General features: G+C 66.0%; 20 protein-coding genes. 4 read left to right on the plus strand and 16 right to left on the minus strand.

Going from position 1 to position 23,356, the window contains the following annotated elements; genetic code table 11:
* Positions 1-4 precede the first annotated feature (4 nt).
* The 5 genes from alaS to AC5RUU_RS08960 form a co-directional block, all read right to left on the minus strand.
* A complete protein-coding gene (gene alaS, locus AC5RUU_RS08940; protein ID WP_493974843.1) occupies positions 5-2,683 on the minus strand; it encodes an alanine--tRNA ligase in 2,679 nt (892 codons plus the stop codon).
* A gap of 119 nt (positions 2,684-2,802) precedes the next feature.
* Positions 2,803-3,030: a DUF6167 family protein gene (locus AC5RUU_RS08945; protein ID WP_493974844.1), complete on the minus strand. Its 228-nt coding sequence runs from the start codon at positions 3,028-3,030 to the stop codon at positions 2,803-2,805.
* 18 nt (positions 3,031-3,048) lie between these two features.
* A complete protein-coding gene (locus AC5RUU_RS08950; RefSeq protein ID WP_079596215.1) occupies positions 3,049-3,423 on the minus strand; it encodes a DUF948 domain-containing protein in 375 nt (124 codons plus the stop codon).
* A gap of 143 nt (positions 3,424-3,566) precedes the next feature.
* A complete protein-coding gene (gene rpsD / locus AC5RUU_RS08955) occupies positions 3,567-4,193 on the minus strand; it encodes a 30S ribosomal protein S4 (RefSeq protein ID WP_066276228.1) in 627 nt (208 codons plus the stop codon).
* Between the two features lie 171 nt (positions 4,194-4,364).
* Positions 4,365-5,786: a replication-associated recombination protein A gene (locus AC5RUU_RS08960; RefSeq protein ID WP_493974845.1), complete on the minus strand. Its 1,422-nt coding sequence runs from the start codon at positions 5,784-5,786 to the stop codon at positions 4,365-4,367.
* Between the two features lie 68 nt (positions 5,787-5,854).
* Between AC5RUU_RS08960 and AC5RUU_RS08965 the strand changes: the two genes are divergently transcribed.
* Positions 5,855-6,529, plus strand: coding sequence for an acVLRF1 family peptidyl-tRNA hydrolase (locus AC5RUU_RS08965; RefSeq protein WP_493974846.1), 675 nt, complete (start codon positions 5,855-5,857; stop codon positions 6,527-6,529).
* A gap of 35 nt (positions 6,530-6,564) precedes the next feature.
* Here the strand turns inward: AC5RUU_RS08965 and AC5RUU_RS08970 are convergent, their stop codons facing one another.
* The 3 genes from AC5RUU_RS08970 to hisS form a co-directional block, all read right to left on the minus strand.
* Positions 6,565-7,320 carry a GNAT family N-acetyltransferase gene (locus AC5RUU_RS08970; protein ID WP_493974917.1) on the minus strand — a complete coding sequence of 252 codons (756 nt, stop codon included), beginning with the start codon at positions 7,318-7,320 and terminating at the stop codon, positions 6,565-6,567.
* A gap of 147 nt (positions 7,321-7,467) precedes the next feature.
* Complete coding sequence (gene aspS / locus AC5RUU_RS08975) at positions 7,468-9,270, minus strand: aspartate--tRNA ligase (protein WP_493974847.1); 1,803 nt, start codon at positions 9,268-9,270, stop codon at positions 7,468-7,470.
* 135 nt (positions 9,271-9,405) lie between these two features.
* Complete coding sequence (gene hisS, locus AC5RUU_RS08980; protein ID WP_493974848.1) at positions 9,406-10,767, minus strand: histidine--tRNA ligase; 1,362 nt, start codon at positions 10,765-10,767, stop codon at positions 9,406-9,408.
* A 220-nt stretch (positions 10,768-10,987) separates the two neighbouring features.
* Here hisS and AC5RUU_RS08985 point away from each other — a divergent pair, with 220 nt between their 5' ends.
* From AC5RUU_RS08985 to AC5RUU_RS08995, 3 genes are all read left to right on the plus strand, one after another.
* Positions 10,988-11,806: a peptidylprolyl isomerase gene (locus AC5RUU_RS08985; protein WP_493974849.1), complete on the plus strand. Its 819-nt coding sequence runs from the start codon at positions 10,988-10,990 to the stop codon at positions 11,804-11,806.
* Positions 11,807-11,873: 67 nt separating this feature from the next.
* On the plus strand, positions 11,874-13,487 hold the full coding sequence (locus AC5RUU_RS08990) for a DUF349 domain-containing protein (protein ID WP_493974850.1): 1,614 nt from the start codon (positions 11,874-11,876) through the stop codon (positions 13,485-13,487).
* Positions 13,488-13,589: 102 nt separating this feature from the next.
* Positions 13,590-14,321, plus strand: a complete 732-nt coding sequence (locus tag AC5RUU_RS08995; protein WP_493974851.1) for a type IV toxin-antitoxin system AbiEi family antitoxin — start codon at positions 13,590-13,592, stop codon at positions 14,319-14,321.
* On the opposite strand, the gene AC5RUU_RS09000 is transcribed toward AC5RUU_RS08995, so the two are convergent.
* The 8 genes from AC5RUU_RS09000 to AC5RUU_RS09035 form a co-directional block, all read right to left on the minus strand.
* Entirely contained in the window at positions 14,202-16,592 is a 2,391-nt protein-coding gene (locus AC5RUU_RS09000) for a RelA/SpoT family protein (protein WP_493974852.1), read from the minus strand. The genes AC5RUU_RS08995 and AC5RUU_RS09000 overlap by 120 nt on opposite strands.
* A 160-nt stretch (positions 16,593-16,752) precedes the next feature.
* Positions 16,753-17,769, minus strand: coding sequence for a protein translocase subunit SecF (secF, locus tag AC5RUU_RS09005; RefSeq protein ID WP_493974853.1), 1,017 nt, complete (start codon positions 17,767-17,769; stop codon positions 16,753-16,755).
* Positions 17,769-19,526: a protein translocase subunit SecD gene (secD, locus tag AC5RUU_RS09010; RefSeq protein WP_493974854.1), complete on the minus strand. Its 1,758-nt coding sequence runs from the start codon at positions 19,524-19,526 to the stop codon at positions 17,769-17,771. The genes secF and secD overlap by 1 nt, the downstream gene beginning before the upstream one ends.
* Before the next feature lie 98 nt (positions 19,527-19,624).
* Positions 19,625-20,053, minus strand: coding sequence for a preprotein translocase subunit YajC (gene yajC, locus AC5RUU_RS09015; protein ID WP_493974855.1), 429 nt, complete (start codon positions 20,051-20,053; stop codon positions 19,625-19,627).
* 103 nt (positions 20,054-20,156) lie between these two features.
* Positions 20,157-21,245 carry a Holliday junction branch migration DNA helicase RuvB gene (ruvB, locus tag AC5RUU_RS09020; protein WP_493974856.1) on the minus strand — a complete coding sequence of 363 codons (1,089 nt, stop codon included), beginning with the start codon at positions 21,243-21,245 and terminating at the stop codon, positions 20,157-20,159.
* Positions 21,238-21,882, minus strand: coding sequence for a Holliday junction branch migration protein RuvA (ruvA, locus tag AC5RUU_RS09025; RefSeq protein WP_493974857.1), 645 nt, complete (start codon positions 21,880-21,882; stop codon positions 21,238-21,240). The genes ruvB and ruvA overlap by 8 nt, the downstream gene beginning before the upstream one ends.
* Positions 21,883-21,971: 89 nt before the next feature.
* Entirely contained in the window at positions 21,972-22,550 is a 579-nt protein-coding gene (ruvC, locus tag AC5RUU_RS09030) for a crossover junction endodeoxyribonuclease RuvC (RefSeq protein WP_493974858.1), read from the minus strand.
* Positions 22,551-22,600: 50 nt separating this feature from the next.
* Positions 22,601-23,356, minus strand: coding sequence for a YebC/PmpR family DNA-binding transcriptional regulator (locus AC5RUU_RS09035; protein WP_493974859.1), 756 nt, complete (start codon positions 23,354-23,356; stop codon positions 22,601-22,603).

Below are 23,356 nucleotides of genomic sequence, written 5' to 3' on the forward strand. Positions count from 1 at the left end.
AGGGTTAGCGCCGTTCAACGGCGTCGACGACGGCTGCCAGCGCGGCGCCCACCTTGCCGGCGTCGGTGCCGCCGCCCTGGGCGACGTCGTCCTTGCCGCCGCCGCCACCGCCGAGGATGCCGGCAGCGAGCCGCACCAGGGCACCTGCCTTAACGCCGGCGTCGCGCGCTGCTTCATTCGTGGCGACAAGGACGACAGGACGGTCGTTGGCAACGCCGGCCACCGCTACCGTGGCTGCGGTGGAGCCGAGCCGGTTCCGCAGGTCCAGGGCCAGCCCGCGCAGGTCGTCGGCACCGCTGACCGTGCCGGCGTCGTGGGCGATGATGCTGACACCGTTGGCGTCCTTGGCGCTGCTGGCCAGCTGGGCAGCAGCGGCTGCCAGTTGCTCCTTGCGCAGGCGGTCCAGTTCCTTCTCCGTTGCCTTGAGTTTGGCGAGGGTGGCGGCGATCCGGTCAGCCAGCTGCCCGGAAGGAACCTTCAGCATCTCGGTCAGTTCCGTTACCAGCGCCCGTTCTGCGGCGAGGTGCCGGAACGCGTCCATGCCAACAAAGGCCTCCACGCGGCGGTTTCCCGAACCGACGGACTGTTCGCCCAGCAGCGAGAGGCTGCCGATCAGCGAGGTGTTCGCCACGTGGGTTCCGCCGCACAGCTCGCGGGACCAAGCACCGTCGATCTCCACCACGCGGACTTCGCTGCCGTAGTTTTCGCCGAAGAGCGCCATGGCGCCCATGGCCTTGGCCTCAGCCAGTGCCATGACCTTGGTCTCCACCGCGTAGTTGTTGCGGATGGCGAGGTTGGACACTTCCTCGATTTCGGACCGGGTGGCGGTGCTCAGGCCCTCGCCCCAGGCAAAGTCGAAGCGCAGGTAGCCGGCCTTGTTGAAGGAACCCCGCTGGGTGGCTTCGGGCCCCAGGATCTGGTGCAGGGCGGCGTGCACGATGTGCGTGGCCGTATGCGCCTGCTCGGCAGCGTGGCGGCGTTCACGGTCGACGGCGGCGCGCACCAGCGCATCGGCCGGGATCTCGCCTTCGCGGACAATCGCCTTGTGCACGCTCAATCCCTTGACGGGGCGCTGGACATCGAGGACCTCCACGACGAACCCATCACCGGTGACCAGGCCGGTGTCGGCGGCCTGGCCTCCTGCCTCGGCGTAGAAAGGCGTCTCGCTGAGGACCAGCTCGATCTCGTCGCCGGTGGACGCGTGGGCCACCCGCTGTCCGCCCTGGATGATTCCGCGGACCCGGGATTCGCCGTCGAGTTCGGTGTAGCCGGTAAAGACCGTTTCGCCTTCACCCAGCAGTTCCTGGAACGCGGAGATGTCCGCGTGCCCGCCCTTCTTGGCCTTCGCATCCGCCTGGGCGCGCTTGCGCTGCTCCAGCATGAGGCTGCGGAATTCGGCCTCGTCAACCTTCAGCCCGGCTTCCTCGGCCATCTCCAGCGTAAGGTCGATCGGGAAGCCGTAGGTGTCGTGGAGTGTGAAGGCGTCCTCGCCGGACAGCGGCCTGCCGGCGGCTTTTGAGGCCACCACGGCTTCCTCCAGCCGGGCGGTGCCGGACGCGATGGTGCGCAGGAAGGCTTTTTCCTCGGCGTAGGCGATCCGGCTGATCCGGTCGAAGTCTGTCTCCACCACCGGGTAGACGCCCTTCATCGCATCACGGGACGCCGGCAGGAGTTCGGGCAGGCACGCCTGCTCGACGCCGAGGAGCCGCATGGCACGCACGGCACGGCGGATGAGGCGGCGCAGGACGTAGCCGCGTCCTTCGTTCGACGGGACCACACCGTCGGCGATCAGCATCAGGGCTGACCGGATGTGGTCTGCCACCACGCGCATGCGTACATCGTCGGTGTGGTGGGGATCGTCGTCGGACTCCGCGGAGGTGTATTCCTTGCCGGACAGCGCGGCCGCCCTGTCGATGACGGGACGGACCTGGTCGGTCTCGTACATGTTCTCGACGCCCTGCAGGATCATCGCCAGGCGTTCCATGCCCAGGCCGGTGTCGATGTTCTTTTTCGGCAGTTCAGCGACGATGTCGAAGTCGACCTTGGAACGGACGTTGTCGATCTGGTACTGCATGAAGACGAGGTTCCAGATTTCGACGTAGCGGTTGTCGTCTGCTTCAGGGCCGCCCTCCACGCCGTAGCCGGGTCCGCGGTCGTAGTAGATCTCCGAGCAGGGGCCTGCTGGGCCCGGCTGGCCGGTATGCCAGTAGTTGTCCGACTTGCCCATCTTCTGGATGCGCTCCGCGGGAACACCGGTGTTCTTCAGCCACAGGTCCTTCGCTTCGTCGTCCTCCTCGTAGACGGTCACCCAGAGGCGCTCGGCTTCGAGGCCGTACCCGCCGTCGTCAACGCTGCTGGTGAGCAGCTCCCAGGCGAACTTGATGGCGTCTTCCTTGAAGTAGTCGCCGAAGGAAAAGTTGCCGCACATCTGGAAGAACGTACCGTGCCGGGCGGTCTTGCCCACTTCCTCGATGTCGCCGGTGCGGATGCACTTCTGCACGCTGGTGGCGCGGGAGTAGGGAGCTTCTTCGCGGGCGGTGAGGTAGGGAATGAACGGCACCATTCCGGCGACCGTGAACAGCAGCGAGGGGTCGCTGGAGACCAGCGACGCGGAGGGAACCGCCGTGTGGCCCTTGCTGACAAAAAAGTCCACCCAGCGCTTTGTGATCTCCTGCGACTTCATGAGCTGTTTACTTACCCTTCTTGGTCCGCGCCCTGGCGCGGATAGTTCGTTCAGTTGGCAGGAGCCCAGATACGGATCCTGCCGGGTGGTTCTGGCTGGCCAGGCTGGTTGCCTGCCGGTCAGTGGCGGGCAACCTCCCCTTCGACACCAAGGGCGGCGCGAAGGTCCGTTTCCCGTTCCCGCATGCCGTCGCGGACGGCGTCAGCGAATTCGTAGACGCCGTCAGCCAGCCGGCCCACTGCGCGGTTGAGGCCTTCCGGCCCCAGGCTGGACTGCGCTTCGTTTACTTTGCGGAAGGCGATGATCCCGATCGCGACGCCGATTCCCATCCAGACAAGTCGTTTCATTTTCGGTTCTTTCGGGAGTTAGCGGCTGCGGCGGCCGGCTGCCGGCTTCTTGCGGTTGGCCAGCGCGGTGCGCACGCCGTAGCTGAACGCCGCCACTTTGATGAGCGGTGAGCCCACCGTGGCCGCAACCAGCGAAGACAGGGCGGAGAGGTTTGCGGAGGCGTCGGAGACGTTGGAAGAGATGCCGTCCACCTTTTTCAGCTGCTGGTTGGTGGTGGAGACCGTGGCGGTGACCTCGTCCATCAGGGGCGTCGCGCCGTCGCTGATCGACCTGATGGCCGTCCGCACCTCGTCGAACACCTTGCCCAGCTTCAGGATGGGCACGGCGAGCAGCAGCACCAGGAGCGCAAACACCCCGGCAGCGATCAGGCCGGCGATATCGCCACCAGACATAGACGTTCATCTCCTCGAAATTCTGTGGTTTGGTCCATTCTGCGCACGCAGCTGATGCGCGTTCCGCAGATGTCCCCCAAGTACCTTACATACAAAGAAGCCCGCGGCGCTTGCCACGGGCTTCTTTGGATACGCTGCTGGGATTAGCGTGCGTAGAATTCGACGACGAGCTGCTCTTCGCAGGTCACCGGGACTTCGGAGCGCTTGGGGCGGCGGACCAGGCGGGCCTGCAGTGCCTCGAGCTTGACGTCCAGGTAGGCGGGAACGGCAGGCAGGACGTCGCGGTGGGCGCCGGCTGCTGCAACCTGGAGCGGAACCATGGTTTCGCTGCGGCTGTGGACGTGGACCAGCTGGCCTTCGCCGACGCGGAACGACGGACGGTCAACGCGGACGCCGTCAACCATGATGTGGCGGTGCACAACCAGCTGGCGGGCCTGGGCGATGGTACGGGCGAAGCCGGCACGCAGGACCAGGGCGTCAAGGCGCATTTCGAGCAGTTCGATGAGGTTCTCACCGGTCAGGCCCTTGGTGCGGCGGGCTTCTTCGAAGGCACGGGTCATCTGCGCTTCGCGGATGCCGTACTGGGCGCGCAGGCGCTGCTTTTCGCGCAGACGCACGGCGTAGTCGGAGTCCTGCTTCTTGCGGGCGCGGCCATGCTCACCGGGGCCGTACGGGCGGCGCTCCATGTACTTGGCGGCCTTGGGGGTCAGAGCGATGCCGAGGGACCGCGAGAGGCGGGCCTGACGGCGAGCACGAGTGTTGTTAGCCACTTGTGTCCTTCCAATATCTGCGGTGTGTCAGTGTTACTGGCCTCCACGATGGAGAGCATCGGCCAACCGCTGCCTTTTGCTACTGGGCACAGGGCATAACCTACTCGAAGGAAATTCAAGGGGATTGTGCGTCGGTGCCTTGCCAGACAAACATCCATCCTACCACGGTGGCTACTTGCCCCTGACAATCCTGCGCAGGCGCTCCAGCCGCACCGCGATGTCGCGCTCGGCACCGTTGGCGGTAGGCCGGTAGTAGTCCTTCCCCACCAGGTCATCCGGAGGGTACTGCTGGGTTGCCACCGAATGCGGGGCATCATGGGCGTACTTATAGCCCAGCCCATGGCCCAGCTGCTTGGAGCCGGGATAGTGCGAGTCCCGCAGATGCGCCGGGATGCCGTTGCCCAGTCCTGCACGGACATCGGCGATGGCCTGGTTGATGCCCATGTAGGCGGCGTTGGATTTCGGCGCAGTGGCTAGGTGGACCACGGCCTCCGCCAGGATGATCCTGCCCTCGGGCATGCCGATCAGCTGGACTGCCTGGGCCGCGGCCACGGCCGTCTGCAGGGCGGTGGGATCAGCCATGCCCACGTCTTCCGCGGCGGAAATCACGATCCGCCGGGCCACGAAGCGCGGGTCCTCCCCCGCCTCCAGCATCCGCGCCAGGTAGTGCAGCGCGGCGTCGACGTCCGATCCCCTGATGGACTTGATGAAGGCGCTGGCAACGTCGTAGTGCTGGTCCCCGGCGCGGTCGTACCGGACGGCGGCCACGTCAAGGGCACGTTCGGTGTGCTTCAGCTCCACCTTAATCGGACCGTCATCGGCGTCGTCGGCGTCACCGAAGGCCACGCCGGCAGCCGCCTCCAGGGCGGTGAGCGCGCGCCGGGCGTCCCCGCCGGAGAGCCGGACCAGGTGGGCCAGCGCCTCCGGGTCGAGTTCGGCCTTGCCGTCCAGGCCGCGCGGGTCCTGCACTGCCCGGACCAGGAGGTCTTCGATGTCCGCGTCGGTGAGCGGTTTGAGGGTCAGCAGCAGTGAGCGCGACAGCAGCGGGGAAACCACCGAGAATGACGGGTTCTCCGTGGTGGCGGCCACCAGGACCACCCAGCGGTTTTCGACGCCGGGAAGCAACGCGTCCTGCTGGGCCTTATTGAAGCGGTGGATTTCGTCGAGGAACAGGACGGTGGTGGTCTTGTAGAGGTCGCGGGCGGTGAGGGCGTCGTCCATGACGCGCCGGACATCCTTAACGCCGGCCGTGATGGCCGAAAGTTCGACGAACTTCCGGCCCGGACCGCGCGCGATGACGTGCGCCAGGGTGGTTTTTCCGGTACCCGGCGGTCCCCACAGGATGAGCGATGTGGGCCCGGCCGGGCCCAATGTGTCCGCTCCGGCTCCTGCGGCCAGCTGGCGCAGGGGCGAACCCTGGCCGAGGAGATGCTGCTGCCCAACTACTTCGTCGAGCGTACGCGGACGCATCCGGACGGCAAGCGGTCCGCGGGGCGATGCATTGCCCCCTCCCCCGGTACTCCCGCGGCCGGCTGGCGTAGCGTCGTCGCCGTCGTCGTCATTGCCCGGCCCCTGCCCGAAGAGATCATCCACATAGATAGGCTACTTGCAGTCGTCCGGCTTTCCGGCCGCACCCAAGCCTGCTCCCGAAGGACGCCGCCATGACCGCACCAACCGCCCGCGGGGAACGTCCGCCCTCCGTCCGGACGGCCTTCGTTGCAGGCAGCCGCCTTGCCGGCTGGGCCGGGCGGTTCAGTGCCGCCCACGGCGGTTATGTCCTGACGGATGACGACGACGGGTTGCGGCTGGTTGCCGGTGACGGCGCCTCGGCACTGCTGCAGGCTCCCTGGCCGGCGGACGGGCGGCCAGGGCGAGGGGCGGACGCCCTGGAACGGTTGGCCTCCCTCGCTGCCCAGCCGCGCAGGCTTGGCCTGCTGCTGGTCCGGCGCGGGGGTTACGGCATCGGCGTCGCCAGCGAAGGTGAATTGCTGGCTTCCAAGACCGGTACCCGGTATGTCCAGGGCAGGACCGCCGCGGGAGGCCAGTCGCAGCAAAGGTTTGCCCGCCGCCGGTCCAACCAGGCAGACGCGCTGGTGGAGGCGGTGGCAGTGCAGGCGGCGGAGGTGTTCGGCCGGGAGTCCTTCGAGTATGTGGTTCCAGGCGGCGACCGGGCAATGGCTGACCTGGTCCTCGGGCACGCAGCACTGCGGGACCACGCGCACCTGCCCCGGCTCGCTTACCTTGATGTCCCGGAACCCCGCGCAGCAGTCCTGAAGAAAGCGGCCTCAGATGCCTGCTCGGTGCGCGTGCAGGTCACAGACGCCGCACCCTCCTAGCTCGCCGTGCCGCGCCCCGCGGGCGGCGCGGGTCGTCAGCAGCCAGTCAGTGCACGGCGCGGCCGTTCCTGCCGGTACAGGTAACGGCCGGATTCCTGGAATCCGGCCTTGGCGTACAGCTCTTGTGCGGACCGGTTCGCAGCGGTGACCAGCAGCCAATAGCCATCCAGCCCGGAGGCGGCACCGGCCTGCATCAGTGCGTTGAGGATTGCCCAGCCGTAGCCCCGGCGGCGCGCGCTCGGAAGCGTGGCCATGCAGTAGATCCCGCCCCGCTGCCCTTTCCCGCGGGCCGGAATGGCAAGGCGTCCGACGGCGGCGGGCCGGCCGGCGCCGTCCCTTCCCAGCGCGTACAGGGAAGGGCAGCCCTCAAGGATTTGTTTGGCCGTGGTGAGGGCATCTGTTCCGCCCCGGCCGTCCACTTCCCACCACACCCGCAGCCAGTCGGCTGATGGCTCCTGGAAGAGTTCAACCGAATCATCAGGCCGGCCCGCGCCAGGCAGGGCCCCGCGGGTCAAGATGAGGGTCTCGGACTGCCGGGTGAAGCCTTCGGCGTCGAGGAAGGCGTTCAGGGCCAGTGTCCGGGCGTCGATCGGGATCTGGATGGTCACCGGCAAGCGGCGCGCGCGATACCAGGCTCGTGCCTCCTTCAGCAGCACCGGCAGCACGCCGCTGCCCTCGCCCGGCTCCCGGTATGGCCAGATGGAGTTCGCCCGTTGGGTTACTCCGCCAGCTGCCCGGAACACCCAGCCGTCCGCCTGATGCCGTTCCACGGCAGGCCAGGCAGCATCCATTGCTGCCTCAATGTCCCAGGCTGCATTTTGCACAGCGGGGCCAGTTTGAATGCCGGGCTCACAGATTGCCATGGCATCCCCTTCCCTTAATTACAAGAGGCTCCCCGGTGCGGACGGGGAGCCTCCTGTAGTTGTGCTGACAGGTGCTTACTTTGCGATTACTTCGGCTTTCTTGGCCTCGACCGGCTTGACCGCCTCGGGCTTGAAGTCCACGCCTGCCTCCTTGCGCTGCTGCGGCGTGATCGGGGCCGGAGCGTCGGTCAGCGGGTCGTGGCCGCCGCCCGATTTCGGGAAGGCGATGACGTCGCGGATGGAATCCACGCCTGCCAGCAGGGAGACCACCCGGTCCCAGCCGAAGGCGATGCCGCCGTGCGGAGGGGCGCCGTACTTGAAGCCCTCAAGCAGGAAGCCGAACTTGGTCTGCGCGTCTTCCTTGTCCAGGCCCATCAGCTCGAACACGCGTTCCTGCACGTCGCGCTGGTGGATACGGATGGAGCCGCCGCCGATTTCGTTGCCGTTGCAGACGATGTCGTACGCGTAGGACAGGGCCGACTCCGGATCCTTGTCAAAGGTGTCCAGGAACTCCGGCTTGGGCGAGGTGAACGCGTGGTGCACGGCGGTCCACTGTCCGGCGCCAACAGCCACGTCACCGGAGGCGACGGCGGCGGCAGCCGGTTCGAACATGGGGGCGTCCACCACCCAGCAGAAGGCCCAGTCGTTGGGGTTGATCAGGCCGGTGCGGTGTCCGATCTCCACGCGGGCTGCACCCAGCAGGGCCCTGGACGGCGTCTTCTCGCCGGCGGCGAAGAAGATGCAGTCGCCCGGCTTCGCGCCGACGGCGTCAGCCAGGCCGGCGCGCTCGGTATCGGTCAGGTTCTTGGCAACGGGGCCGGCCAGCTCGCCGTCCTCCTTGTAGAGGACGTAGGCCAGGCCCTTGGCGCCGCGCTGCTTGGCCCATTCCTGCCAGGCGTCCAGGGCACGGCGTGCCTGCGAGGCCCCGCCCGGCATGACGACGGCACCGACGTAGGGTGCCTTGAACACGCCAAAGTTGGTGTCCTTGAAGAACTCCGTGAGTTCTGTCAGCTCCAGGCCGAAGCGCAGGTCCGGCTTGTCGGAACCGTAGCGGGCCATGGCGTCCGCATAGGTGATCCGCTGGATGGGCGTGGGGATCTCGACGTCGATGAGCCGCCACACAGCCTGGACGATGTTTTCGCCCAGGGTGATGATGTCGTCCTGGTCAACGAAGCTCGCCTCGATGTCCAGCTGGGTGAACTCCGGCTGGCGGTCCGCGCGGAAGTCCTCGTCACGGTAGCAGCGGGCAATCTGGTAGTACTTCTCGAAGCCGCCCACCTGCAGGAGCTGCTTGAAAAGCTGCGGGGACTGCGGGAGCGCGTACCAGGAACCCGGCGCCAGGCGTGCCGGAACCAGGAAGTCGCGGGCGCCTTCCGGCGTCGAGCGCGTCAGCGTGGGAGTCTCGATTTCCACGAAGCCGTCCTGGTGGAGCAGTTCGCGGGCCACCCTGTTTGCCTCGGAGCGCAGCCGCAGGTTACGGCTGGGGCCGGGCCGGCGGAGGTCAAGGTAGCGGTGCTTCAGGCGAGCTTCCTCGCCCACTTCCACGTGCTCGTCAATCTGGAACGGCAGCGGATCCGCGGTGTTGAGGATGACCACCTTGTCCGCCATGACCTCGATGTCGCCGGTGGCCAGTGCCGGGTTTTCGTTGCCCTCCGGACGCTTCGAAACAGTGCCGGTGACCTGCAGGACGTACTCGTTTCGCAGCCCGTGGAAGACCTCTTCCTCGCGGACCACAACCTGAGCAACGCCGGAAGCATCGCGGAGGTCCACGAATGCCACACCACCGTGATCACGACGGCGGCCCACCCAGCCGGCCAGGGTTACGGTTTGTCCAATGTGCTCGGAGCGAAGGGATCCGAGGTCATGTGTGCGCAGCACAGCACACCTTTCTAGAGAGAACAGAGGGAAAACAGTGGCAGATATATAAGGATTGTTGCAGGAACAATCCTGTCCGAGTTTACCCGCTGGACACGTCCCGCCGCCCCATCGCGGTCCCTGCTGCGGGCAATCCGGCTAGACGGCAGCGGGCGCGGGGGCCGTGCTTGCCACCTGGACCGTGAGATCCTCCGACGGCGGTGTCCAGGTTTCGGGGAACGCGACAACCTGTTCCCCCGAACGGATGTCCTTGACCTGGTGGGTGCCTTCGTCGTCCGTGAACCACACAAAGGGGATGCCCCGCCGGTCCGCGAACTTGATCTGCTTGCCGAACTTCTCGGCCTTTGCCGCCACCTCGGTGGGAATGCCCCGGCTGCGCAACTGGGCTGCCACGTCCTGCGCGGCGCCCCAGCTCTCGTCGGAGGTGAGGGCAACCAGGACCGCGGTAGGGACGGAGCGCGAAGCCTTGGCCAGGTCCTGGCTGAGGATGCGGGACACCAGGCGGGTCACGCCGATGGACAGGCCGACGCCGGGGAACTTGCGGTTGCCCTTTGAGGCCAGTGCATCGTAGCGGCCGCCGGAGCAGATGGAGCCGAGCTGCTCGTGGCCCACCAGCACGGTTTCCACCACGGTGCCGGTGTAATAGTCCAAACCGCGGGCGATGCTGAGGTCCGCAAGCACCTTGCCCGGAGCGCGCTGGACAGCAGCCTCGATGACCTGTTCCAGTTCGTCCAGCCCTTCGTCCAGCAGGTCGTTGGACACGCCGAGGGCACGAACCTGCGCCACAAAGGAGGTGTCCTCCGTCCGAATCGCAGCCAGCTGCAAAGCCTTGTGCGCCTGCTCATCGGTGGCGCCCAGCTCGGACTTGAGGAGTTCGGCCACCTTGTCCGGACCGACCTTTTCGAGTTTGTCGATGCTGCGGAGGACGCCCGCGGTGTCGTCCAGGCCGATGCCGCGGTAGAAGCCTTCCGCCAGCTTGCGGTTGTTGATCCGCAGCCGGAAGTCCGGAATGGGCAGTGCGCTGAGCGCTTCCGCGATGACCAGCGCGATCTCGACGTCGTAGCGGAAGGGCAGTTCGCCGTCGCCCACCACATCGATGTCAGCCTGTGTGAACTCGCGGGCACGGCCTTCCTGCGGGCGCTCGCCCCGCCACACCTTCTGGATCTGGTAGCGGCGGAACGGGAACGCAAGGTAGCCGGCGTTTTCCACGACATAGCGGGCGAACGGGACGGTCAGGTCGAAATGCAGCGCCAGGGCGTGCGGGTCGGTTTTGCCCTTGCCGTCGCCCTCCTCTTCCTGGAGGCGGCTGAGCCCGTACACTTCCTTGTCGATCTCGCCCTTCCGCAGCAGCTGCCCCACGGTCTCAACGGCACGGGTCTCGATCGAGGCAAAGCCGTGCAGTTCGAAAACCCGCCGCAGCGTGTCCAGGACATGGAGCTCCACCAGCCGCTCCTCGGGAAGCCACTCGGGGAATCCGGACAGGGAGGCGGTGCGTGCCATGGAAAGTTCTCCTCTTGATGCGCAAGATGCCGGCCGCTTTCCGCCCGTTGCGGCGCCGATCGGCGGCAGTCCGGCCAGTCATGCATAAACTATGTGCGGCAGTCAGTTTATGCGTCATCGGTGTGCATCTCTAATGCGCAGGGCGGCAGGGCCCGGCCGCCAGCAAATTGCACTTCCGGCCCTACGCCGTAATACACCAGCCCGACTATGAGGAGGACCATTGGCGGCCAGTTCACGCAGTGCCCGCGAAGCCAAACGCCGTATCCAGCAGATGGAGGCCAAGCGCGAGCTGCGGCGGGACCAGGAAAAGCGGCGCAAGCGCGACAACGTGGTGGCCGCCGGTGCCGGAACCGCCGCCGTTGTCCTCGCCGTCGTACTCCAACTCACCGCATTTGCCGGCAACCCCACCGAGGACGAGTTTGCGGCGGCCGAGGCCGGCCTGACCAGCCCGTCAGCTTCGGCCGACCCTTCCGCCAGCCCGTCAGCCCCGGCAACCAATGGCCCCAACATTCCAGCCCCGGATACCGCCGCCGGCAAGACCTTTACCGGCGAGCTGGTGCTGAACGGCAGCCCGCTGGGTGTGGAGCTGGACGGTACCAGCGCGCCCCAGGCGGCCGCCGTCTTCAAGTCGCTCAGCGATGAGGGCTTCTACAGCGGAAAGACCTGCCACCGCCTGACCACCGCGGATGCCTTCGGCGTCCTGCAATGCGGGTCCCCCGCCGGCGACGGCCAGGGCGATCCCAACTACACCTGGGGCCCCTTGGAAAACACCCCTGCCGACAACACTTATCCGGCGGGAACCATCGCGGTGGCCCGGACGGGCAACAACGCCTACGGCAACGGAACCCAGTTCTTCATCGTGTACAAGGACACCACCATTCCTGCGGACTCCGCCGGCGGCTACACCGTGGTTGGCAAAGTGACGTCCGGCCTGGATGTAGTGACGAATATTGCCGCCGCCGGGGTAACACCGGGAAGCAGCGACACGGACGGCGCACCTGTGCAACCAGTCACGATAGACTCGTTTTCTCTGAAGTAGGAAGCCCGGCCAGCGCGGCCGCGTTGCAGTACGTGAGTATTTCCCTCCAAGCGAAAGACTTTTAGCGGTGACAGACAGTCAGAAATCCGACGAAACAGCAGCAGACCTGACCGACGCGGCGTCCCCCGCCACGGAAGGCGCGGGAACTGAAACAGCCGGCACTCCGGAAACGGAAGCTCCCGCAGCGGACACTGCGGAAACCAGCGAGGATTCCACCGCGGACGCTGTGGAGGCGGACGCCAGCGACGTCCCAGCGGTGGACGCACCGTCCGGTGACACCGCGACCGCAGTCGCTGCACCTGCACCAGCACCTGCACCTGCACCGGGGCCCCGCCCCTCGGCGCCCTCCCCCGCGGCTTTCGCGTCCCGCCCCAAACCGGCGGCAGCAGCTCCGGCAGCGGTGCCGGTCCAGGCTCCGCCCGCCACCTCCCTCGCCGAGGCTTCCAAGTGGGGCCGGGTGGAAGGCGACGGACATGTGTTCCTGACCATTGACGGCGGCGAGCACCCCGTGGGCCAGTACCCCGGCGTGAGCGATGACGAGGCACTGGCCTACTTCGCACGGAAATACGACGACGTGGTGGCCCAGATTGTGCTCCTCGAACAGCGCGTCAGCTCGAAGGCTCCCAGCACCGACATGCAGAAGACGGTGACGCACCTTCGCGAGCAGCTCGCCGAACGAAACATGGTGGGCGACCTGCGTGCTGCCGAGGCACGGCTGGACACCCTCTCGACGCAGATCGCCGAGCTTGAGAAGGCTGAGAAGGCCGAACACGACGCGATCCGCGCCTCCGAGCTTGCTGCCCGTGAGGCCATCGTGGCCGAAGCGGAACAGATTTCCGGCCAGGATCCTGCCCAGACGCAGTGGAAGACCTCCAGCGCCAGGATGAATGAACTGTTCGAGAGCTGGAAGGCGGCGCAAAAGAGCGGCGTCCGGCTGGGCCGCAGCAATGAAGACGCGCTCTGGAAGAGGTTCCGCGCCGCCCGCACGGTCTTCGACCGCCACCGCCGCGCCTACTTCTCGCAGCTGGACAGCAACAATTCGGCGGCCAAGGCAGCGAAGGAAAAGCTGATCGCCGAAGCGGAAGCGCTGTCCTCGTCCACTGACTGGGGATTCGCCGCCGGTGAATACCGCCGGCTCATGGACCAGTGGAAGGCGTCCCCGCGCGCCAGCCGCAAGGACGACGACGCCCTGTGGGCGCGCTTCCGCGCTGCCCAGGACGTGTTCTTCACCTCCCGGCAGGCGGCAAACGAGGAGATCGACCAGGAGTACGCGGCCAACCTCACGGTCAAGGAAGCCCTCCTGGCGGAAGCCAATGCCATCCTTCCGGTGAAGGACCTTGGTGCCGCCAAGAAGGCACTGCAGTCCATCCGCGACCGCTGGGAAGAAGCTGGCAAGGTTCCGCGCACGGATATGGGCCGCATCGAGGCGGGCCTTCGCAAGGTTGAGGACGCTGTCCGCCAGGCAGAAGAAGAGCAGTGGCAGCGGTCCAACCCCGAGCGGAAGGCACGCACCAACAGTGCGCTGTCCCAGCTCGAGTCGGCTATCGCCGGCCTGCAGGAGGACCTTGCGGCGGCTGAAAAGAGCGGTGACCAGCGCAAGATCAAGGCAGCCCAGGAAGCCCTCGAGGCCCGCCAGGCCTGGCTTGACCAGATCCAGCGCTCGGCCAGCGAGCTTTCCTGACGTTCAGGCCCTTCGCCAACAGCCCTGGCAGGCCCGGTTCCGGTTATCCACATAACCGGAACCGGGCCTGCGGCCGTTAAGGGGAGGGGGCAGGATGGATGAATGGCGACACCACCGGCTCCTTCTGCTGCCTCAGGGCTCGACCACCCAATGGCCGGCCAGGCACCCCGATTTCCTGAACTGTATGCGCCGGGGATGCCCTTTGCCGGGCCGGAACTGCAGTCCCTCGCCGCGGACGGGCTGTTGACCCGCCTCCACCAGCATGGCTACACCTTGCCGGAAGTCCCCGCCTCGCCCCAGCTGCGTGCTCGTGCGGCTGCCGGCGCGGTCCCGTCCGCGGTCAGGCAGCGCGTCGTGGCAGGCCGCATGACAGCAGCGTGGATTTACGGGTGCGCGGCCGAGCCGGACAGGCTGGCGCTGCTGGTGGATGCAAAGAGGCGCGTCTCAAGTCTCCGCAATACGCGCGGCTGCACGCTGCACGAAGTCAAGCTGGGACCGTTCGACGTCGTCAGCCTGGGCGGGCTCATGGTTTCAAGCCCGCTCCGCACCGCCCTGGATGTCGCACTGCACGTGGACGCCGAGCGTGCCATACCCACGCTCGCAAACCTGCTGGCCCGTCCCCAGCAGGACGTACGGCTGCGGCTGCTGGTCCTCGCGATTGAGGCCACGCCGCGGGTGCCGCACAAAAGGGCTGCGCTGGAAAAGCTCGCTTCCCTAGCTCCTGCGCTTGTTTCCGGTGGTGCGATAGACATCGAAGACCCCGTCGATCCGGCGGACGGCACTCAGCACGTGGCTCAGGTACTTGGGGTCGCCCATCTCGAAGGCGAACCTTGAAATTGCCACCCGGTCAGTGGAGGTATGGACGCTGGCGGCCAGGATGTTGACGTGGTTGTCCGAGAGCACCCGGGTCACGTCGGACAGCAGCGACTTGCGGTCCAGCGCCTCCACCTGGATCTCCACAAGGAACACGCTGGACTGGGTGGGCGCCCAGTCCACGTCGACAATCCTGTCCGGCTGGTCCTTCAGGTCGGAGATGTTGGTGCAGTCGGTCCGGTGCACGGACACCCCTGAGCCACGGGTGACGAAACCCAGGATGGGATCAGGCGGCACCGGGGTGCAGCAGCGGGCCAGCTTGACCCAGACGTCGCCCACACCGCGGACCACCACACCCGAATCCGAGAAACGCGCCTTGGTGACCTGGGTGGGAATGCTGACTTCGGTGATGTCGTCGTCGGCACTCTCGTTGCCTCCGAGGCTTTCGACGAGCTTCTCCATCACCGCCTGGGCGGAGGTGTGGCCATCTCCAACTCCGGCGTAGAGGCCCGAGATGTCCACGTACTTGAACTCTTCGGCCACCGCCGCCAGGGCTTCGTGGGTCATCAGGCGCTGCAGCGGAAGATTCTGCTTCCGCATGGCCCGGGTCAGCAGTTCCTTGCCGCGGTCGATCGCTTCCTCGCGCCGCTCCTTGCTGAACCACTGGCGGATCTTGTTCCGGGCCCTGGCGCTCTTGACGAAGTGCTGCCAGTCCTGGCTGGGCCCGGCACCTTCGGCCTTGGAGGTGAAAATCTCCACCCAGTCGCCATGGTTCAGTTCGCTGTTGAGCGGGACCAGCTTGCCGTTGACGCGGGCACCGATGGTCCGGTGCCCCACCTCGGTGTGTACGGCATAGGCGAAGTCGACAGGCGTGGATCCGGCGGGCAGTGCCATGACCTCGCCCTTGGGGGTGAAGACGAACACTTCACGGGCGTTGATTTCGAAGCGGAGCGAGTCCAGGAATTCACCCGGATCCGAGGTCTCCTGCTGCCAGTCCACCAGGGACCGGAGCCACCCCAGGTCGCCGTCCCGGGGGCTTCCGGGGCCGACGGCGGTGCGGTTGGGCTGGTCTTTGTACTTCCAGTGTGCGGCCACACCGTATTCTGCACGGCGGTGCATCTCGTGGGTCCTGATCTGGATTTCCACTGGCTTGCCGCCCGGGCCGATCACTGTGGTGTGCAGCGACTGGTACATGTTGAATTTTGGCATCGCGATGTAGTCCTTGAACCGGCCCGGCAGGGGGTTCCAGCGCGAATGCAAGGTGCCAAGGGCTGCGTAACAGTCCCTGACGGAGTCCACCAGGACGCGGACGCCCATGAGGTCGTTGATGTCGTCAAAGTCCTTGTCCCGGACGATCATCTTCTGGTAGATCGAGTAGTAGTGCTTGGGTCGGCCCGTGATGGTGGCCTTGATCCGCGCGGTGCGCAGGTCCTCGGTGATCTGGTCGCGGATGACGCTGAGGCTCTTCTCGCGCTCGGGCGTCCTGTCACCCACCATCCGCACGATTTCCTCGTACACCTTCGGGTAGAGCGCCGCGAAGGAAAGATCCTCCAGCTCCCATTTGATCGTGTTCATGCCCAGGCGGTGCGCCAGCGGGGCGAAGATCTCGAGGGTTTCGCGTGCTTTGCGGGCCGAGGATTCCGCGGAAACGAAACGCCAGGTGCGTGCATTGTGGAGCCGGTCAGCCAGTTTGATCATCAGCACGCGGATGTCCTTGGCCATGGCCACGACCATTTTGCGGACCGTTTCGGACTGCGCCGCCTCACCGAAACTGACCTTGTCCAGCTTTGTGACGCCGTCAACCAGCATCGCCACTTCGGGGCCAAAGTCCCGCTTCAGGTCGTCGAGGGTGTAAGGGGTGTCCTCCACCGTATCGTGCAGGAGGGCAGCCGCCAGGGTGGTCCCGCTCAGGCCGAGCTCGGCCAGGATGGTTGCCACTGCAACAGGATGGGTGATGTAGGGATCGCCGCTCTTGCGCTTCTGCCCCCGGTGGCTCTGCTCCGCCACGTCAAAGGCGCGCTGGATGAGGTCGAAATCCTCTTTGGGGTTGTTGGCCCGTACCGTCCTCAGGAGTGGTTCAAGGATGGGTGAGTACGTGGCGGTCCCGCGTCCGGTCAGGCGGGCAAGCCTGGAGCGGGTGCGCTCCCGGCGCCCGGGAAAGGTGGCGCGTGATCCAGCGTTGTCGACGGGCACCAATGAACCAGGGCGCGCTGATGCCGCGAGCCCGGTTTGTACACCGGCAGGATTCTTGTCTCCCTGTGCCGTTGGCGCCGACGCCGAACGTTCTTCCAATGAAGCACCCCTCACCACCGTTTTAATTCCCCAGTCTATTCCTCACCGCAGGCAGTTTTATAACCGGCCCTTAAATGTGCCGGGCCGGACAGCGCGAAAGTTGCGCAGTCCGGCCCGGGGCCGTCATTCAAGGCCGTGCCCGGCGGAACAGTAGGCCGGTTCAGGCCTGGGCAGGTTCGGCTGATGCAGTCCGTCCGGCTTCGCCGGCGCGGCGGTGCTCCACGCGCTTGGCCTGCCTGACCAGGTCCGGCTCGTTCTGCCGCAGCCACGCGTACATGGGCGCCGCCACGAAGATGGTGGCGGCCGTGCCGATGAGGATGCCGACGAACAGGGCCAGCGACAGATCGCGGAGGGTACCCGCACCCAGCAGCCCGGCACCGATGAACAGGATGGCGCCCACAGGAAGAATGGCCACCATCATGGTGTTGATGGAACGGACCAGGGTCTGGTTGACGGCCAGGTTTACTTCCTCGGCAAAGGTGCGCCGGGTGGAGGCATCCAGGTCCGCCGTGTTTTCGCGGATCTTGTCGAAGACCACCACCGTGTCGTAGAGCGAGTAGCTCAGGACGGTCAGGAAGCCGATGATCGCTGACGGGGTGACCTCGAAATCACTGAGCGCGTAGACGCCCGCGGTGATGAACATGGTCACCACCATGCCCGCGATCGCCGAGAGCGACATCTTCCATGTACGGAAGTACAGCGCCATCAGGACAGCTGCCAGCAACACAAAGATCACCAGGCCGATCAGCGCCTGCTTGGTGACGTCGGCGCCCCAGGTGGGTCCCACGAACGTGGAGGTCACCTCGTTGTCGGTGACGCCGTATGCCGTGGTCAGGCCCTCCTTGATGCGGAGGGTCTCGTCATCGGTGAGCCTGTCCGTCTGGATTCGCATGGTGGTCCCGGCCACGTTGGCGACGCGCGGAACACTGCCTGCAACCACGTCGGTGACGGCTTTCTCACCCAGGGCCGCATCCGTGGTCTGCACGTTGGATACGGTGAACTCGGAGCCGCCGCGGAACTCGATGCCAAGGTTGAAACCGCCCTTGACCGCCGGGATGACGATGGACAGGGCCACGGCCACCGCGGCGATGATGAACCAGATTTTCTTGGAACCCACAAAGTCGTAGGAACGCTTCCCGGTGTAGAGCTCGTTACCGAAATTGGCGAAGCCTGACATTACTTGTTCTCCTTCGCTGCCGTCTTGGAGGAGCCGGCCAGCTGCTCCTGCTTCTCCGCCAGGCGGCGTTCCGCGATGGTCATCCTGCGCTCGGCTTCAGCAGCGGCACGAGTGTTCTTTGCCCGGACCACGGCCTGTTTGTCCTCCGGAGTGCGCAGGCGTCCGGCGCCGCGGTACAGCGGAACGGCGCCCAGCCGCTTGGGATCGAGCCCGGACAGCCGGTGGCCCTCGCCGAAGAATTTGGTGCGGGCAAGCAGCTGCAGCGTGGGGTGCGTGAACATGAACACCACGATGAGGTCCGCGATGGCGGTCAGGCCCAGGGTGAAGGCGAAGCCGCGGACGTTGCCGACGGCCACGAAGTAGAGGACCAGCGCTGCGAGCAGGTTGACGGCCTTGGAGGCAAGGACCGTGCGCTTGGCGCGCTTCCAGCCGTTCTCGACAGCGGACACCAGGCCACGGCCCTCACGGAGTTCGTCGCGAATGCGCTCGAAGTAGACGATGAACGAGTCTGCCGTCTGACCGATGGCGACGATGATGCCGGCGACACCGGCCAGGGAGAGCCGGTAGTTTTCGGTCCAGCCGAGGATGGCGATGGCCAGGTAGGTTAAAACGCCGGCCACCGCCAGCGAGGCGATGGTGACAAAGCCCAGGGCCCGGTACTGGAAGAGCGAGTAGACCACCACCAGCAGGAGACCGATCAGGCCTGCGAGCAGGCCCATGCGCAGCTGCTCGCCGCCAAGCGTGGCGGAGATCTGCTGCTCGCTCTGGATCTCGAAGCTGATGGGCAGTGCACCGAAGCGCAGCTGGTCGGACAGCGTCTTGGCCGTCTGCTCCGTGAACCCGCCGGTGATCTGCGGGCGCCCGTCGGTGATGACCGCCAGGGACCGGGGTGCCGAAATCACCTGGTCGTCAAGGACGATGGCGAACTGGGCTTTCGGGTCGGTGCCAGAGTCGCCGCCGGCCGCAACATAGAACTGGTTCAGGCGCTCCGTGACCTCTTTGAACTTGGCGGTGCCCTCGTCGTCGAACTGGATGTTCACGGCCCAGTCGTTGGTGACCGCGCCCTGCGCGCCCTGCTGCAGCTGGAAGGACGATGTGACGATGTTGCTGCCTTTGACCTCTACCGGACCGAGGATGTACTTGATGGCCGGGGTTGTGTCCGTGGCGGGCTCGCAGGTGACCAGCGGTTTCGCGGGGTCGGAGCGTTCCTGTTCGTCCTGGGACGGGTTGTCACAGTCCAGGGCCTCGAACTGACGGTAAATTTCCGGGGTGATCCAGTTGATGTCACTACTGTTGGCGGGCTCCGCAGTGGGCTTGGGCAGCTGGTCCTCGGGAGCCCGGGACTCCTCGGGGACGGGTGCGCCGGCGCCGCTCAGCAACACCGGGCGGAAGTTCATGTCGGCGGACGCCTGGATCAGATCGCGGGTCTGGCTGGAGGGGGTTCCCGGCAGGCTGACCACCACGTTGCGCCCGGACTGGGTGCTGATTTCGGCTTCGGCGACGCCGGAGCCGTCCACGCGCTGGCGGATGATCGCCACTGCCTGGTTCAGCTGTTCCTCATTGATGTCCGAACCGCCCTCGACCTTCGGCGCCAGGATCATCTGGGTTCCGCCCTCAAGGTCCAGAGCGAGTTTGGGCGCCCAGCTTGCCTGCCCGCTGAGGGCGCCGCCAGCCAGGACAGCGGTCAGCGCGGCGATGATTACGCCGAGCCAGACCAGGACCCTGAGGCCTGGTTTCTTAGGGCCAGTTCGTGCCATTGTCGATCTTTCTCTTGATCATGGAAGAACCGCCGGTGCCTGCTGTGGCCAGCACCGGCGGCAGTCCGCTGCGGTAGAGGGTTGTACGGTCAGCGGGACTAGATGTCCTTCTTGCCCTCATCGTTGAGGCGCTTAACAGTTTCGTCGGGTGTTTCGAGCGGGGCTGTGCTGCTGCCGCCCTCGCGGCCAGTCAGGGACGAGGCATCGTCCGGTACGGCCGGAGCAGCAGTCTCGGGCTCTGCAACAACGGGCTCTGCAGCAACGGGCTCTGCAGCAACGGGCTCGATAATCTTGGTGACAGCCTGGCGGTGGACGGTTGCGAGGTTGCCCGGGGACAGTTCAAGGGTGACCTTGTTTTCCGCGTCGTCAACGTCGACGATGCGGCCGAAGAGACCGAAGCTGGTCATGACGTCGACGCCGGGGCCGAACTTCGACTGGAGCTCCGCCTGCTGCTGCTGCGTCTTCTTGTTGCGCCGGAACATCATAAAGATGAACACTCCGAGCATGACGAACAGGAGAATTGACATTAGATCCAAGGGGAATTCCGTTCCTTAAAGTGCCGAGCCGATTTTCCGGCAGCATGGTGCCGGGCGTCATACCAGTCTAAAGGGAAAAGCTGGACGAAGCCTGTTATTGGCTTTCGGGGCCCCGGTCTTCGGCGGCTGAGGCAGCGTCGGAATCCGGATCGAAGAGTTCCAGCTGCTCCTGTGCGAAGACACCCGACGGAATGGCATAGCCAAGGTGTGTCCACGCCGGCGCCATGGCGATCCGCCCCCTGGGAGTGCGTCCCAAAAGCCCTTCCCTCACCAGGAAGGGCTCAGCCACCGTTTCCACGGTCTCCGTTTCTTCGCCGACGGCGATGGCCAAGGTGGAAAGTCCCACCGGTCCGCCGCCGAACTTGGTGATGAGTGCATCAAGGACTGAACGGTCCAGGCGGTCCAGGCCTTTTTTGTCCACCTCGTACATGTCCAGGGCGGCGGAGGCGGCCCGGGCATCAATCTGCTCAATTTCGTGGACCAGTGCCCAGTCCCGGACCCGCCGCAGCAGGCGGTTGGCTATGCGGGGCGTGCCGCGTGAACGGCCGGCGATCTCGGTGAACCCGGCCGAATTCACCTTGAGGTCCAGCAGCCCGGCAGAACGGCGGAGTACCAGCTCCAGCTCCTGGACAGAGTAGAACTCCAGGTGCCCGGTAAAGCCGAACCTGTCGCGCAGTGGCCCGGGAAGCAGCCCGGCTCGGGTGGTGGCGCCCACCAGCGTGAACGGCGGCAGTTCCAGCGGGATGGCGGTGGCCCCGGCGCCCTTGCCCACCACAATGTCCACCCGGAAGTCCTCCATGGCCATGTAGAGCATCTCTTCGGCCGGACGGGACATGCGGTGGATTTCGTCGAGGAACAGCACCTCGCCTTCGGACAGCGAGGACAGGATGGCCGCGAGGTCGCCCGCGTGCTGGATGGCCGGTCCGCTGCTGATGCGCAGGGGCGCATTCATTTCTGACGCGACGATCATGGCAAGGGTGGTTTTGCCCAGGCCCGGCGGGCCGGAGAAGAGCACGTGGTCTGCGCTGCGGCCACGCATCCGGGACGCTTTCAGCACCAGTGACAGCTGTTTGCGCACGCGATGCTGGCCTACGAAGTCGTCAAGGTTTTTGGGTCGGAGGGCGGCCTCGATGGCCCGCTCTTCCGGCTCCTCCCCCGCGGCTACCAGTGACGGTTCAGCCACGGCTGCCTACGCGGTTCCCCGCCCGGGCCCCGTCCTGGCCGAGCCAGCGCAACGTGGTCCGCAGGATTTCTGGCACGTTGCCGCGGAAGGACACTTCCGGTTCGTCTGCCAGCGCCTTGTCGATGCTGGCCGAGGCATCCTTTTCGGACCAGCCGAGGCTGGTCATGGCCGCCACCACCTGCGGCTTCCATGCTGCTTCGGCGGCAGTGGGGGCGGCTGCGGAGCCGGCCGTGCCGTGCGGAACGAGTTTTCCGGCGAGTTCCAGCACAATCCTGCCTGCCACCTTGGGTCCGATGCCGGGAACCTTGGTGAAGGTCTTGCTGTCGCCGGTGTGCGCGGCAATCCGGATGGCCTCGGGGTCATGGACGGCCAGGACAGCAAGGGCAAGCCGCGGCCCTACGCCGCTGACGCTGAGCAGCACCTCGAACACTTCGCGTTCATCGTCGGTAGCGAAACCGAAGAGGGTCAGGGAGTCCTCGCGGACGATCAGGGACGTGAACAGCTTCCCTTCCTCGCCAATACGGAGTCCGCTGAGCGTCTGCGGGGTGGCGTAGACGCTCATTCCGGCGCCGTTGAGGTCGATAACGGCCGTGGACAGGCCTACGTGCGCTACGGTTCCGCGGAGGAAACTGATCAAGGCCGGGGCTCCTGGTGTTGGCCGGTCCCTTCACCCGGGGCCGGCTATCCGAACATATTTACGAATACCCTAGCAAGGTGCCAGGACATTCAGCGGGCACGCCGCGCCTTGGCCTCAGCCTCAGCCCATGCCCGCTGCGCCGGCGTCAGAGCGGAACTTCCGGGACCGGAGGTGGCGACCGCTGCACCACTGCCCGCACGCCATGCGTGGGTGATGGCCAGGGCCAGGGCGTCGGCGGCGTCGGCGGGGCGGGGCGGTGCGTCAAGGCGGAGGATCTTGGTGACCAGTTTGGTCACCGCGTCCTTGTTGGACGAACCGCTCCCTGTCACCGCCGCCTTAACTTCCGACGGCGTGTGCAGGGCCACCGGAATCCCCCTCCGGGCGGCTGCGGCGATCACCACGCCCGACGCCTGGGCCACGCCCATTACGGTGCTGACGTTGAGCTGGGAGAAGACGCGTTCGACGGCGAGCACCTGTGGCTCGTAGCGGTCCAGCCAGTCATCTATGGCTGTGGCGATAACCAGGAGCCGCTGGTCCAGCGTTTCCTCGGGGGAGGTTCCGACCACGCCGACGGCCACCATGGTGGCCCTCCGGTTCCGTTCGACATCAACCACGCCGATCCCGCAGCGGGTGAGGCCAGGGTCTACCCCCAGCACGCGCAGTGTCACGGGTGCAGGGGGTGGGCAGGCGGGCCCGGTTCAGCTGGCAAGGCCGGACGTCACTCGGATTCCAGGGCGGCCTGGACTTCGTCGCTGAGGTCGGCGTTGGTGTAGACGTTCTGGACGTCGTCGAGCTCTTCCAGCGCGTCGGACAGCTTGAGGAACTTACGCGCGCCGTCCAGGTCCAGGTCGACCTGCATGGAGGGTACGAACTCAACTTCGTCGGTGTCGTACTCTATGCCGGCTTCCTTCAGCGCCTCCCGGATGGCAGGCAGATCGGCCGGCTCGGAGTGGATTTCGAAGCTGTCGCCGTTGTCCTTGACTTCCTCGGCTCCGGCCTCGAGCACTGCCATGAGGACGTCGTCCTCGGAAAGGCCGTTCTTGGCCAGGGTCACCACGCCCTTGCGGGTGAACAGGTAGCTGACGGACCCGGGATCGGCAATGGTGCCGCCGTTGCGCGAAATTGCAAGGCGCACCTCGGAGGCCGCGCGGTTCTTGTTGTCGGTCAGGCACTCGATCAGCAGCGCGGAACCCTGCGGGCCGCGGGCTTCATACATGATCTCGGTGTAGTCCACCACTTCACCGGTCAGGCCGGCACCGCGCTTGATGGCACGGTCGATGTTGTCGTTGGGGACGGAGGTCTTCTTCGCCTTGGTGACCGCCAGCTCCAGGCCCGGGTTGCCGGCGAGGTCCGGCCCGCCCATACGGGCGGCAACTTCGATGTTCTTGATCAGCTTGGCGAACGACTTTGCGCGGCGGCTGTCAATGATCGCCTTCTTGTGCTTGGTCGTCGCCCATTTGGAGTGGCCTGACAT

Source organism: Arthrobacter sp. K4-10C (assembly GCF_059090085.1).

Excerpts from the sequence above, each read along its gene's own strand:
- alaS (WP_493974843.1), bottom strand. The coding sequence starts at position 2,683 with ATGAAGTCGCAGGAGATCACAAAGCGCTGGGTGGACTTTTTTGTCAGC.
- AC5RUU_RS08945 (WP_493974844.1), bottom strand. The coding sequence starts at position 3,030 with ATGAAACGACTTGTCTGGATGGGAATCGGCGTCGCGATCGGGATCATC.
- AC5RUU_RS08950 (WP_079596215.1), bottom strand. The coding sequence starts at position 3,423 with ATGTCTGGTGGCGATATCGCCGGCCTGATCGCTGCCGGGGTGTTTGCG.
- AC5RUU_RS08965 (WP_493974846.1), top strand. The coding sequence starts at position 5,855 with ATGACCGCACCAACCGCCCGCGGGGAACGTCCGCCCTCCGTCCGGACG.
- AC5RUU_RS08970 (WP_493974917.1), bottom strand. The coding sequence starts at position 7,320 with ATGGATGCTGCCTGGCCTGCCGTGGAACGGCATCAGGCGGACGGCTGG.
- hisS (WP_493974848.1), bottom strand. The coding sequence starts at position 10,767 with ATGGCACGCACCGCCTCCCTGTCCGGATTCCCCGAGTGGCTTCCCGAG.
- AC5RUU_RS08995 (WP_493974851.1), top strand. The coding sequence starts at position 13,590 with ATGGCGACACCACCGGCTCCTTCTGCTGCCTCAGGGCTCGACCACCCA.
- secF (WP_493974853.1), bottom strand. The coding sequence starts at position 17,769 with ATGTCAGGCTTCGCCAATTTCGGTAACGAGCTCTACACCGGGAAGCGT.
- secD (WP_493974854.1), bottom strand. The coding sequence starts at position 19,526 with ATGGCACGAACTGGCCCTAAGAAACCAGGCCTCAGGGTCCTGGTCTGG.
- yajC (WP_493974855.1), bottom strand. The coding sequence starts at position 20,053 with ATGTCAATTCTCCTGTTCGTCATGCTCGGAGTGTTCATCTTTATGATG.
- AC5RUU_RS09035 (WP_493974859.1), bottom strand. The coding sequence starts at position 23,356 with ATGTCAGGCCACTCCAAATGGGCGACGACCAAGCACAAGAAGGCGATC.